The sequence below is a fragment of the Vogesella sp. LIG4 genome (assembly GCF_900090205.1).
Lineage (GTDB): Bacteria > Pseudomonadota > Gammaproteobacteria > Burkholderiales > Chromobacteriaceae > Vogesella.
The window spans coordinates 3,859,862-3,871,677 of record NZ_LT607802.1; the positions used below are offsets into that span (position 1 = coordinate 3,859,862).

The 11,816-nt window shown below is 63.8% G+C and carries 11 protein-coding genes; 5 read left to right on the forward strand and 6 right to left on the reverse strand.

Annotation, left to right across the window (positions count from 1 at the left end; genetic code table 11):
• Window positions 1-69: 69 nt before the first annotated feature.
• The 4 genes from PSELUDRAFT_RS17865 to PSELUDRAFT_RS17880 all read left to right on the forward strand — a co-directional run bounded on the left by PSELUDRAFT_RS17865 (window position 70) and on the right by PSELUDRAFT_RS17880 (window position 4,649).
• Entirely contained in the window at window positions 70-1,206 is a 1,137-nt protein-coding gene (locus PSELUDRAFT_RS17865; RefSeq protein WP_088968109.1) for an ABC transporter ATP-binding protein, read from the forward strand.
• Window positions 1,203-2,111, forward strand: coding sequence for an ABC transporter permease subunit (locus tag PSELUDRAFT_RS17870; protein WP_088968110.1), 909 nt, complete (start codon window positions 1,203-1,205; stop codon window positions 2,109-2,111). Before PSELUDRAFT_RS17865 ends, PSELUDRAFT_RS17870 begins: the two co-directional genes overlap by 4 nt.
• On the forward strand, window positions 2,108-2,947 hold the full coding sequence (locus tag PSELUDRAFT_RS17875; protein WP_088967922.1) for an ABC transporter permease subunit: 840 nt from the start codon (window positions 2,108-2,110) through the stop codon (window positions 2,945-2,947). The genes PSELUDRAFT_RS17870 and PSELUDRAFT_RS17875 overlap by 4 nt, the downstream gene beginning before the upstream one ends.
• Window positions 2,948-3,137: 190 nt before the next feature.
• A complete protein-coding gene (locus tag PSELUDRAFT_RS17880) occupies window positions 3,138-4,649 on the forward strand; it encodes a DUF3138 family protein (RefSeq protein WP_088968111.1) in 1,512 nt (503 codons plus the stop codon).
• Window positions 4,650-5,606: 957 nt separating this feature from the next.
• Here PSELUDRAFT_RS17880 and argE read toward each other — a convergent pair.
• The 4 genes from argE to PSELUDRAFT_RS17905 form a co-directional block, all read right to left on the reverse strand.
• Complete coding sequence (gene argE / locus PSELUDRAFT_RS17890; protein ID WP_231895257.1) at window positions 5,607-6,773, reverse strand: acetylornithine deacetylase; 1,167 nt, start codon at window positions 6,771-6,773, stop codon at window positions 5,607-5,609.
• Window positions 6,770-7,444, reverse strand: coding sequence for a DUF1028 domain-containing protein (locus tag PSELUDRAFT_RS17895; RefSeq protein ID WP_088968114.1), 675 nt, complete (start codon window positions 7,442-7,444; stop codon window positions 6,770-6,772). Before PSELUDRAFT_RS17895 ends, argE begins: the two co-directional genes overlap by 4 nt.
• Complete coding sequence (locus PSELUDRAFT_RS17900; RefSeq protein ID WP_088968115.1) at window positions 7,444-7,863, reverse strand: RidA family protein; 420 nt, start codon at window positions 7,861-7,863, stop codon at window positions 7,444-7,446. Before PSELUDRAFT_RS17900 ends, PSELUDRAFT_RS17895 begins: the two co-directional genes overlap by 1 nt.
• A gap of 96 nt (window positions 7,864-7,959) precedes the next feature.
• Window positions 7,960-9,225, reverse strand: a complete 1,266-nt coding sequence (locus tag PSELUDRAFT_RS17905) for an NAD(P)/FAD-dependent oxidoreductase (protein ID WP_088968116.1) — start codon at window positions 9,223-9,225, stop codon at window positions 7,960-7,962.
• 99 nt (window positions 9,226-9,324) lie between these two features.
• On the opposite strand from PSELUDRAFT_RS17905, the gene PSELUDRAFT_RS17910 reads away from it, so the two are divergent.
• Window positions 9,325-10,230 carry a LysR family transcriptional regulator gene (locus PSELUDRAFT_RS17910; protein ID WP_088968117.1) on the forward strand — a complete coding sequence of 302 codons (906 nt, stop codon included), beginning with the start codon at window positions 9,325-9,327 and terminating at the stop codon, window positions 10,228-10,230.
• 66 nt (window positions 10,231-10,296) lie between these two features.
• Here PSELUDRAFT_RS17910 and PSELUDRAFT_RS17915 read toward each other — a convergent pair whose 3' ends face one another.
• Together PSELUDRAFT_RS17915 and PSELUDRAFT_RS17920 are read right to left on the reverse strand one after the other, a co-directional pair.
• On the reverse strand, window positions 10,297-10,968 hold the full coding sequence (locus PSELUDRAFT_RS17915; RefSeq protein WP_088968118.1) for a thermonuclease family protein: 672 nt from the start codon (window positions 10,966-10,968) through the stop codon (window positions 10,297-10,299).
• Window positions 10,965-11,771, reverse strand: a complete 807-nt coding sequence (locus PSELUDRAFT_RS17920; protein WP_088968569.1) for a helix-turn-helix domain-containing protein — start codon at window positions 11,769-11,771, stop codon at window positions 10,965-10,967. Before PSELUDRAFT_RS17920 ends, PSELUDRAFT_RS17915 begins: the two co-directional genes overlap by 4 nt.
• Window positions 11,772-11,816 lie beyond the last annotated feature (45 nt).

Consider the following 11,816-nt stretch of genomic DNA (forward strand, 5'->3'; position numbering starts at 1 on the left):
CTGCCAGCGGCAGGCCGGCCCCGGGTGCGGCCAACCTCATTTCAGCCATTCAATATTGAAGAGAAAATCATGAGCAAAGCCATGAGTCGTTTGGAGCAGGATGCCATCCGTGGCGCCAAGACCGGTTTTATCGAAGTCATCGATGTGGTCAAGAAGTTCGGCGACGCGACTGCCGTCAATCATGTGAGCCTGAGCGTGGCCAAGAACGAGCTGTTCGCTCTGCTGGGGAGCTCGGGGTGCGGTAAATCCACCCTGCTGCGCATCCTCGCCGGCTTCGAAACCGCCACCTCCGGCCGCGTGCTGATCGATGGCGACGATCTGGCCAAGATCCCGCCCTACAAGCGCCCGGTCAACATGATGTTCCAGTCCTACGCGCTGTTCCCGCACATGAGCGTGGAAAGCAACGTCGCGTTCGGCCTGAAACAGGAAGGCGTGCCGAAGAACGAAATCCAGGAACGCGTCGACAACGCACTGGAACTGGTGCAGATGCGCAAGTTCGCCAAGCGCAAGCCGCACCAGCTGTCCGGCGGCCAGCAACAGCGCGTGGCGCTGGCGCGCAGCCTGGTGAAACGTCCCAAGCTGCTGCTGCTGGACGAACCGATGTCGGCACTGGACAAAAAAATCCGCCAGGCCACCCAGATGGAACTGGTGAACATCATCGAGCAAGTGGACGTGACCTGTGTGATGGTGACCCACGACCAGGAAGAAGCCATGACCATGGCCAGCCGCCTGGCGGTGATGAACGAGGGCAAGATCATCCAGATCGGCACCCCGCACGAAGTGTACGAATACCCGAACTGCCGCTTCTCCGCCGAATTCATCGGCTCCACCAACCTGTTCAAGGGCCGCGTGGTGGAAGACGAGCGCGACCACGTGTACGTGGAAACCGATGACATGCCCAACCGCCTGTACATCAACCACGGCATCACCGGCCCGCAGGGCATGGAAGTGAGCGTGTCGGTACGCCCGGAACGCATCCAGGTCGCCCGCAGCAAGCCGGACACCCCGTACAACTGGGCACAGGGCGTGGTGAGCAACCTGGCCTACATGGGCAGCTACACCCTGTTCCACGTCACCCTGGAAAATGGCAAGGTGGTGATGGCCAATATGCCTAGCCTGGCGCTGCTGCGCGACGATGCCCCGTCCTACGGCGACGAAGTGTTCGTCAGCTGGGCCGAATCCAGTTCCGTGGTGCTGACAAAATGAACAAGTTGCTCAAACGCTGGCTGCCTTCGGGCCGCACGGGGGTGGTCGCGTTCCCCTTTGTCTTCCTGCTGATCTTCTTCCTGGTGCCGTTCCTGCTGGTGCTGACCATCAGCTTTGCCCAGCTGCGCCTGGGGGTACCGCCGTATACCAGCCTGCTGGACATCCAGGACAACATCGTCAAGATCACGCTGAGCCTGGATCACTACCTGTTCATGCTGCATGACGACCTGTACTTGGCCACCTATCTGTCGTCGGTGAAGATGGCCGTCGTCTCCACCCTGCTGTGCCTGCTGATCGGCTACCCGATGGCGTACTACATCGCCCGCGCCTCGGAATCCAACCGCAACACGCTGATGATGATGGTGATGCTGCCGTTCTGGACTTCCTACCTGATCCGCGTCTACGCCTGGATCGGCATCCTGAAGAACGACGGCTTCCTCAACCAGTTCCTGATGTGGCTGGGGGTGATCCACGAGCCGCTGCGCATCTATCACACCAACTGGGGTGTGTATATCGGCATGGTGTTCTCCTACCTGCCGTTCATGATCATGCCGCTGTACGCCCACCTGGTGAAAATGGACCTGCGCCTCTTGGAAGCGGCCTACGACCTGGGCGCCAAGCCGTGGAAGGCCTTCCTGCAGGTGACCCTGCCGCTGTCCAAGAACGGCATCATCGCCGGCAGCCTGCTGGTGTTCATCCCGTCGGTGGGCGAGTACGTGATTCCGGAACTGCTGGGCGGCTCCGACACGCTGATGATCGGCCGCGTGATGTGGGAAGAGTTCTTCAATAACGTCGACTGGCCGATGGCGTCCGCCGTGACCTGCGCGATGGTGCTGCTGCTGTTGCTGCCGATGGCACTGTTCCAGCACTACCAGGTGAAAGAAATGGAAGGGGATCACCAATGATCAAGCCGAGCAAACCGCTGTCCTACACCGTGCTCGGGCTGGGCTACGCATTCCTGTATCTGCCCATCGTCCTGCTGGTGCTGTACTCGTTCAACGAATCGAAACTGGTCACCGTGTGGTCCGGCTTCTCCACCAAGTGGTACGCCGCGCTGCTCAATGACGACGAACTGCTGAGCGCNGCCTGGCTGAGCCTGAAAGTGGCCATCCTCACCGCCTGCTCCTCGGTGGTGATCGGCACCGTGGCCGGCTACGTGCTGGCGCGCTTCGGCCGCTTCCGCCTGTTCACCCTGTTCGCCGGCATGATCAACGCGCCGCTGGTGATGCCGGAAGTGATCATCGGCATCTCCATCCTGCTGCTGTTCGTCAACATGGAGCAGCTGTTCGGCTGGCCGGAAGGCCGCGGGCTGACCACCATCTGGATCGGTCACACCGTGCTGTGCGTGTCCTACGTGGCCATCGTGGTGCAGTCGCGGGTACGCGAGCTGAACATGTCGCTGGAAGAAGCGGCGATGGACCTGGGTGCCACCCCGCTGAAGATCTTCTTCGTGATCACCCTGCCGCTGATCTCGCAGGCGCTGGTCTCCGGCTGGCTGCTGTCGTTCACCCTGTCGCTGGACGACCTGGTGACCTCGGCCTTCCTGTCCGGCCCGGGCTCCACCACGCTGCCGATGGTGATCTTCTCGCGGGTACGTCTGGGTCTGAACCCGGAAATGAACGCCCTGGCCACCCTGTTCATCACCGTGGTGACCGTGGGCGTGGTGCTGGCCAACCAGTTCATGCGCGCCCAGGAACGCCGCCGCGCCGAAGAAATGCGCCTGGCGTTCGTGCAGGAATAAACACAAGCAGGACCGTCAAAGGTTGGCCGCATGCGGCCAGGCTGAACCTGTTGCACCGCCCTTGCGCCTCGCGGAAGGGCGGTGCAATGCAAACAGCAAGGCGGCCAACCTTTGGTTGATAGGTGTACCAAGTTGGGAGCGGCCATTGCCGCCCCCGCCCAAGAAGTCTTGGACAACCAGGGGAGTAACCATGAAGAAGGCACTAATCGCGGCCATCATCGCCAGCCTGCCCGCCGCNGCGTTTGCGGATAGCACCGCCGACCAGATCAAGCTGCTGCAGGAACAGCTGAAGGCCCTGCAACAGAAGGTCACCGAGCTGGAACAGGCCAAAGCGGCCCCGGCCGCCANCGCTGGCGAAGACGATGACAATGCACCGGCCAGACTGACCCAGGGCGAGCTGCAGGAAATGAAGCAGAGCCAGGCCAACACCAAGATGAAAGTCGACGCCCTGTCGCAGGCGTCCGACGAAGGCCCGCTGGCCGGCCTGAGCATTACCGGCTACCTGGACCCGGTGTACATGTACAACCGCAACGCCGGCAGCTCGTCGTTCAACTTCGTCAACCACAGCTCCACCTATGCCTACGACAACAGCTCGTTCGGCGACGTGTACCTGGACATCAAGAAAACCTTCGGCGTCGGCCCGATGGCCCCGAGCATCGAGTTCAGCCTGCTGCCCAACCGCGGCAACGGCAACACCCTGCTGAGCAACGATGGCGGCAGCATCGGCAACAATCCGATCAACACCGCGCAGATCAACCTGCCGCTGAACGAATCCACCACCTTCGTGGCTGGTCTGATTCCGAGCTTCGGCGGTTACGAATACCAGCAATCCAACCAGATGCTGACGCTGACCCACAACCTGCTGTACGACTTCAGCGACCCGGGCAGCTACGTGGGCGCCGGCGCCAACTACAGCACCGGCAACTGGGCCTGGCGCTTCTTCGTCGGTAACGAACAGTACCGCACCAAGGGTGCCAGCGTGACCGACAGCAACGATGTCCAGCACAGCAACAAGACCCCGACCATCACCGCCCGTGCCGACTACACCTGGTCCAGCGCGCTGGATCTGGGCTGGTCCGTCAACGCCGGTCGCCAGACCCTGCTGACCCCGACCGACTCTTCCACCGGCAAACCTAACTGTGCATCCGGCAACACCGGCTTTGGCGCGCAATGTACGGCCAGCTCGCCGTACAGCAACTACTACTTCACCGAAGTGGATGCCACCTACACCCTGGCCGACACGCAGTACAACGCCGAGCTGGATTATGGCGTGCAGAAGAAGGCCGCGTGGAACGGTGGCGATGCGCGCTGGTACGGCCTGTCGCTGCTGGCGCACCGCAAGTTCTCCACCGAGCTGTTCGGCCGCATGGGCGTGACTGCGCGTTACGACTACCTGAACAACAGCAAGAATGGTGGCGGCGGTGGCGGCATCGTGCTTGATTCCACCAGCGGCATGGATGGTTACAACGGCTTTGGTATCGACCCGACCTGCCTGGCCAACAGTGCCAACAGCGGCTTTGACTGCAAGGGCGCCAACCGTCAGGACATCGCGCTGGATCTGCTGTTCTACCCGACCGATCAGGTAACCGTGAAGATGGAATACCGTCACGACTGGGCCAACCAGGGTGTGTTCCAGAAGGCCGATGGCAGTGCCAGCAAGAACAACGACATCTTTGGCATGCAGATGATCTACGCGTTCTAAGTTGGCCGCATGGCATCAGCGCAAAGGCAGCGAGCAACCGCTGCCTTTGTGCGTTTCAAAGCGGACACCAGCAGCCAGCCTGACTCAGTAGCGGCTATAGCGGATGAAGGTTGGCCGCATGGGGCCGGCTCTTGTTTTTGAGCAAGCCGCATTTGGCTGAATTCTCCCTTGTTTTGCTTGGTTGAGCCTCTTGTTCTTTGTGGCTTCAGCTTACCGCGGCGGGCAGCAGGGCTATGCATCAAAGCCGGTTTGGCCTACAAGCAAAGACTATAGTGAACGATGGGGAGATACGTAGTCAGCCATTAAGGCAATGGAGGTTGTAATGTCCTATACCAATCAACTATCAATCGCGGTGCTTGCGGGTATCCTGTTCGCCGTTTCCCCTGTTGCGACTGTCTCTGCCGCTAACGTCCATACGGTGACGGGTATGAAGGGGCAGCCCAGCCAGACAATCGGCAGCCCTCAGACGGGGAGTGTCACACCAGGAAAAGCCAGTGCCGCCCCGGGCTCTGCCTTCAACCCAAACGGGAATGCGGGAACACATTACGCGGGTACCCAACCCCAGAACTCCGTAAATCCCAAGAGCGTTTCCCAGTACGATGTCGCGGGTTTTCAGCAGTCCCATAAGTAAGCACTAGGGAATCTCCCTAGCATCACAGCCGCGCGGACAGTCCACAATGGAGACAGAACGAAGCAGCCGCTCCCACGGCTGCTTACTGGGAGTGTCGAATTTCCGCTCCTGGCCGATAGCAGACATTCCATCCCATAGACATCCCACCGCCCCCGCCCTGCCCGCACCACCACCAGCACCCCAGGCAACCGGCAGATACAGACCAAATCAGCCGGCACTACCCAGCAAAAAAAAGAGGCCCGCCGAAGCGGGCCAACGTCTTGCAGACAGGAAACAGAGAAGCAACGATCCGTACCCGAAAGTACGGTTACAACAACACCTACTGCTTACTCGCCAAGCTGCTGCAACAGCTTGGCAAGCATGGTGTCACAAGCGGCCAGTTGATCCAGCGCCAGCCATTCGTCCGGCTTGTGCGCCTGATCGATGCTGCCGGGGCCGACCACCACCGCGGGAATGCCTACCTGTTGCGAGAACAGGCCGGCCTCGGTGCCGAAGGCGATCTTGGCCGGAGCGCGGTCGTCGCCCAGCAGCGCCTGCACGAAGCGCACCACCTCGGCGTCCGGCGCGGTGAGCAGGCCGGGGTAGCTGCTGCGCTCGATGAACTCGATGTCGGCGGCGGCATCGCCTGCGCGCATCGCCGGCAATAGTTGGCCGCGCGCATAGTTGAAGATGGCAGCCAGCAGCGGCTGCGGGTCGTCCTCCGGCAGGTGGCGGATTTCGAACTCGAACTCGCTGTCGGCCGGAATGATGTTCAGCGCGGTGCCGCCGTGCATCTTGCCCACGTGCAACGTGGTGTACGGCACTTCGTACAGGTGATCGAACGGCCCCAGCGCCTCGCGCTCGCGCGCCAGTTCGCGAATGAAGGTAATCAGCTCGGCCGCGTATTCCACGGTATTCACCCCGCCCTTGGGGTTGCTGGAGTGACCTTCCTTGCCGCGCAGCTTCACCTTGTAAGCCACCTTGCCCTTGTGCGCCGCCACCACGCGCATCAGCGTCGGCTCGCCGACGATGCCCATCTTCGGCAGCACCGGCAGCCCGCCCAGCACGTCCAGCAGGCGGCGCACGCCGATGCAGCCGATTTCCTCGTCGTAGGTCAGCGCGATATGCAGCGGGGTGTGCAGCTTGGCCGCCGCAAACGCCGGCACCGCGGCCAGCACGGAGGCGATGAAGCCTTTCATGTCGGCGCTGCCACGGCCATAGGCACGGCCGTCGCGTACGTCCAGCTGGAACGGGTCGCTGCTCCAGTTCTGGCCGGTCACCGGCACCACGTCGGTATGGCCGGCCAGCATCACCCCGCCACGGTCGGTGGGGCCGATGGTGGCGTAGAGGTTGGCCTTGGTGCCTTCAACATTGCTTACCAGCTGGCTGGCAATGCCATGCGCCAACAGGTAGTCGCGCACGAAGTGGATCAACATCAGGTTGGAGTTGTGGCTGACGGTGTCGAAACCGACCAGCTGCTGCAGCAGTGCCAGCGAAGAGTTTTTTTCCATCATGGGTCTCCTGCCACGCCGTAGCTGGGCGCTTCCTGCGGCGCCAGTGCCCGGGTGACATAGGCGTCCATCTGCGGCTGGTAGCGCTGCCACAATGCGGCCAACTCAGCGATTGGCGCACCTTCGGTCCAGTCGATGCGCAGGTCCACCGACGGCCATTCGGTATGCAGCGTCGCCTTGATGCCGGCGGCGTGGATGGGGCCGGCTTCGCCGCCCACGTCCACCGCGGCCTGCAAGGCGATGAGCAGCCGCTCCGGCAGGCTGCCGCGGCTGTTTTCAAAGGCATCCACCATGGCTTGCGGCAGATCGGGCGTGGCCAGCAGGTTGCCGCCGGCGGCGCAGTCGCGGCCGCTGGCGGCGCTGAATATGCCCAGTGCGTGGCGGCCGGTAATCACCTGCGGCGTGCCCTTGAGCGGCGCCAGCACCAGCTGCCGCCACTCGATAAACGGGTCTGCGGCCAACAGGCTGGCGCGCAGCGTGTCCCCATCCTGCCCGGCAGCCATCAGCTCCAGCGCCAGCGGCCCCAGCATGGGGTTGGTCACGTTCTGACTCAGCGCGGCACCGACCCCGGCCCGCACATTGGCGCAGCGGCTGGCTACGCAAATGCTGGACGAGGCCAGGGCCACGCCGACCATGCCCGTTTCCGGGCAGCGGGCAGCGATGGAGAAAGTCATCAGCGACGCTCCTCGGGAATCACGGCGGTAACGTCGATTTCCACCAGCCACTCCGGGCGCGCCAGGGCCGATACCACCAGGCCGGTGGACACCGGGAATACGCCCTGCAGCCACTTGCCCACTACCTGGTACACCGCTTCACGGTAGCGCGGGTCGATGATGTAGATGACGATCTTGCAGATGTCTTCCAGGCAGCTGCCGGACTCGTCCAGCAGCATCTTGATGTTGGACATCGCCTTTTCCGCCTGTGCGGTGACATCGCCGATGCCTACCGATTCGCGGGTTTCCAGATCCTGGCCGATCTGGCCACGGACGAACACGATGTTGCCGGCCACCACGGCCTGGCACAGGTCGTTGTTCAGGTTCTGTTCCGGGTAGGTCTGCTTGGTATTGAACGGGCGAATGCGCTTGTGAACCATGATTGTCACCTTGTGTGTGTATTTACGGGCCGCACGGCGGCACCGATCAAAACTCAGCGACCGGAGCCACCTGGCTCCGGTCTGTCTTATTGGTACTTATTGATTACGCTGCCCCGCATCGCGGTAGGCGGCGTACTTGCGCTGGGTGGCGATGTGATCGGCAATCAGCTTGGCGTCGTGCCACACGCCCCAGATGAAGGTGGAGCCACGGCGCGACAGCCACGGCAGGCCCACGAAGTAGACGCCCGGCTCGCTGGACACGCCACGCTGGTGCTTGGGCTTGCCCTTGTCGTCGAAGGCACTCACCTGCAGCCAGCTGTAGTCCACGGCAAAGCCGGTGGCCCACACCACGCTGGTGATGCCGGCCTTGGCCAGGTCGAGTTCCAGCACCGGGTTGGTGAGGCAGTCCGGGTCCGGCAGCATGCGGCGCGCTTCCGGCTCCAGCGGCAGGTCCAGCCCGTTGCGCTCGATGTAGGCATCGGCCGCATCCAGCAGCTCCAGGTAGTTGGCGTCGCCGCGGGCAATGTTGGCCGCAAGGTCCGGCTGGAAGCTCACCACACCGTTCTCGAACGCCTTGGTCATGCCCACCAGGGTCATGCCCTCATGCGCCAGGCGGCGGAAATCGATGGTTTCACCGCCACGCGCGCCGCTCACGGCAATGGTGACGTGCTCGGTGCCCGGCTTCATCGCCGCAGCGTCCCACTCGCCCAGCACACCCAGCCACCAGCAGAAGTCGCGGTTGCGGTAGGCACGCGGCGGGCGGTCGTGTGCGCCTACCGACAGGTATACCTTCTTGCCGGCGCGCTGCAGCTCGTCGGCGATCTGCACGCCGGAGGAGCCGGCGCCCACCACCAGTACAGCGCCTTCCGGCAATTGCGCCGGGTTGCGGTACTGCGCGGAGTGGATCTGCACCAGGCCATCGTCCTTGGGCGCTACCGGCGGAATGATCGGCTTCTGGAACGGGCCGGTGGCAGCCACCACGCGGCTGGCCTCGATCACCCCGGCCGAGGTTTCCACGGTAAAGCCCGGGCGGCCAACATTGCGGGTAACTTTCTTCACTTCCACCCCGGTGCGAATCGGGGCGTTGAATTTCCTGGCGTAGGCTTCGAAGTAATCGGCTACCTTTTCCTTCGGGATGAAGGCATCCGGGTCGGCGCCTTCGAACTCCAGGCCGGGGAAGCGGTCGTGCCAGGCCGGGCCGTTGCACACCAGCGAATCCCAGCGCTCACTGCGCCAGCGTTCAGCGATACGATTACGTTCCAGCACGATATGCGGCACGTCGAGCTTGCTCAGGTGTTCGCTCATGGCCACGCCGGCCTGGCCGGCGCCGATCACCAGCGTGTCTGTCTTTTCGATTGCCATCTTGCTCTCTCCTGTTGAGCTGGTTGACAAGGGCCAGTCTACGGAGCGACGCTAGATACCGAAAATATATATATTGTCTACATTGGATAATTTGAAATTATGCAATACACCCTGAGACAACTGGCCTACCTGGTGGCGGTGGCCGACCATGGCAGCGTTACCGCCGCGGCCAATGCGCTGTATACCTCGCAACCCGGCGTGTCCAATGCCATTGCGCAGCTGGAAGAAGTATTCGGCCTGCAGTTCTTCGTGCGCCACCACGCCAAGGGGGTGTCGCTCACCCCGGCCGGGCAGAGCTTCATCGCCGCGGCGCGCAACCTGCTGAGCCATGCCGACGACCTGATGCAGCAGGCGCAGGAGATCAGCCAGTCGCTGCGCGGCACGGTAACGCTGGGCTGCTTCACCACCATCGCCCCCATCCTGCTGCCGCGGCTGCTGTCCACGCTACGCGAGGCCTACCCGGAGCTGGAGGTGAATTTGCTGGAGGGCGATACCCAGCAGCTGCAGAGCGCGCTGCTGGGCGGCCAGATCGAGCTGGCGCTGCTGTACGACCTGGGGCTGCCGGACACGCTGCACAAGCTGCCGCTGTCCGGCGCCCGCCCCTATGTGCTGGTGGCGGCCGACCACCCCCTGGCCGAGCGCGGCAGCGTGTCGCTGGCCGAGCTGGCCGATGAGCCTATGGTGCTGCTGGATCGCCCGCACAGCCGCGAGTACTTCCTGTCGCTGTTCCGCCAGCAGGGGCTGGAGCCCAAGGTGCGGCTGCGCACCATCAACTTCGAGCTGGTGCGCGGGCTGGTGGCGGCACGCTTCGGCTATGCGCTGCTGAACCTGCGCCCCAATGTGGACGTAACCTACGATGGCAGCCGGCTGGCCTGCCTGGAGATTGCCGACGACGTGCCCAAGCTGCCCATCATGCTGGCCTGGCCGCAGGAGCTGAAACTCACCCGCAAGGCGGAGGCGCTGCGCGATGTGTGCCTGCAGCTCCTGGGGGTGAGCGCGGGCTGATTCTTTTGGCAATAGCGTCGGCCTTGGCTTTGCCAGGCCAGGCCGGCCAAGACCGCAGATGGCCGGTTAGCGGGCCTGCTCGCGGCACAAGGCTTCACAGGGGGTGCCGTCGTGATTGGCATCCAGCCGGCTCAGGCCGCACACCTGCAGGTGATAGCGCGCTTCGGCACAGCTGCGCATCTGGCTGCAGCGCTGCTTGCTGCCACACAGCCAGTTACCGTTGGCCGCATCCGGCTGCACCTCGTTCTCAGGCGGCATGCGGCCAACCTTGTCGCCATGGCGCCAGTCCCACGGCGCCACCGGCCGGGCATCCGCCCACAGCCCGGCGCCCTCGGCCCGCGCCGCCCGTTCTGCCGCGTAGTAGCCGGCCTCGTGCGCATACTGGCGGTACACCCAGGCCCAGCCATCGCGCACCTGCTGCAGGTTGATGTCCGCGCCATCCAGCAGCACCCGCGCCACCAGCCGGCCGTACTGGTCCACATCCTGCCGCTGCAGTGTCACCTCGCGGCCGAACACCCGCGCCGCCAGCGCCGCCTTGGCACGCTGGCCGTAGGGCTGCGCCGTTTCGGGGGCATCGACCTGCCCCAGCCGCACGCGCAGCGCGCGCCGCCCGGCCAGGCATTGCAGGGTATCGCCATCCAGCACCGCCACCACCCGGCAGCCGATGTCCCGCGCCGCCGCGCTGGCCGGCAGCGCCAGCGGCCACAGGCAGAGCGCCAGCAGGCAGCGCCACCTCATGCCGCAGCACCTTCCGCCAGCAGCTGGCGGCGATAGCGGTCCGGGGTGATGCCGGTCTGCTTGACGAACATGGCGATGAAGGCGGATGGCGTGGCATAGCCCAGCTCGGCGGCGATATCGCTGACCGTGCGCCCCAGCTTGAGCCAGGACAGCGCCTGCAGCAGGCGCAGGCGGCTGCGCCATTGCACGAAGCTCATGCCCAGATGCTGCTGGAAGCGCCGCGCCAGCGTGCGCTCGGTGCTGTGCACCCGCTGCGCCCAGGCAGCCAGGGTGGTGGCGTCGCCCGGCTGGGTGCGCATGGCCAGCAGAATGGGCCGCAGCAGGCGGTCGTCGCTGTCCGGCAGGTAGTCGTCCACGCTGCCGGCCTGTTGCAGCCGGTGCAGCAGCAGCTGTGCCTGGCGCGCATCCCAGCTATCGGTAATCGCGCCGAGGCCGCGCTGGCAGAAGTCGTCCAGCAAGGCGCGCACCAGCGGCGTCTGCGCGATCAGGCAAGGCTGCGCCGGCAGACTGGCGGCGGCGTCATGCGCCACGTATACCGAGACATAATCCAGCGACTGACGGATGTGCGCCGCATGCTCCACCCCGGCCGGAATCCACACCAGGTATTCCGCCGGCGCCACCAGGCTGCGCTCTGCCAGTTGCAGTTCCAGCAGCCCGAGGCTGATGCGGTTGAGCTGGCCCCACGGGTGGCGGTGCCAGTCGAACTCGGTATCGGCCTGGTATTGTTCGTAGCGGAAACTCAGCGGCGATGGCTCCGGCAGGGCCAAGTCGACAGCGCTGAACGGCAGTTCCGGTTGGCTCATGGTGGCTTGTCGCAAGTGCAGCATGGTTTTGTCAGATTTGCATTA

Bases quoted from the DNA above. Each gene is read 5' to 3' on its own strand.
- PSELUDRAFT_RS17915 (WP_088968118.1), bottom strand. From the start codon at position 10,968: ATGAGGTGGCGCTGCCTGCTGGCGCTCTGCCTGTGGCCGCTGGCGCTG.
- PSELUDRAFT_RS17905 (WP_088968116.1), bottom strand. From the start codon at position 9,225: ATGGCAATCGAAAAGACAGACACGCTGGTGATCGGCGCCGGCCAGGCC.
- PSELUDRAFT_RS17870 (WP_088968110.1), top strand. From the start codon at position 1,203: ATGAACAAGTTGCTCAAACGCTGGCTGCCTTCGGGCCGCACGGGGGTG.
- argE (WP_231895257.1), bottom strand. From the start codon at position 6,773: ATGATGGAAAAAAACTCTTCGCTGGCACTGCTGCAGCAGCTGGTCGGT.
- PSELUDRAFT_RS17920 (WP_088968569.1), bottom strand. From the start codon at position 11,771: ATGAGCCAACCGGAACTGCCGTTCAGCGCTGTCGACTTGGCCCTGCCG.
- PSELUDRAFT_RS17910 (WP_088968117.1), top strand. From the start codon at position 9,325: ATGCAATACACCCTGAGACAACTGGCCTACCTGGTGGCGGTGGCCGAC.
- PSELUDRAFT_RS17895 (WP_088968114.1), bottom strand. From the start codon at position 7,444: ATGACTTTCTCCATCGCTGCCCGCTGCCCGGAAACGGGCATGGTCGGC.
- PSELUDRAFT_RS17865 (WP_088968109.1), top strand. From the start codon at position 70: ATGAGCAAAGCCATGAGTCGTTTGGAGCAGGATGCCATCCGTGGCGCC.
- PSELUDRAFT_RS17900 (WP_088968115.1), bottom strand. From the start codon at position 7,863: ATGGTTCACAAGCGCATTCGCCCGTTCAATACCAAGCAGACCTACCCG.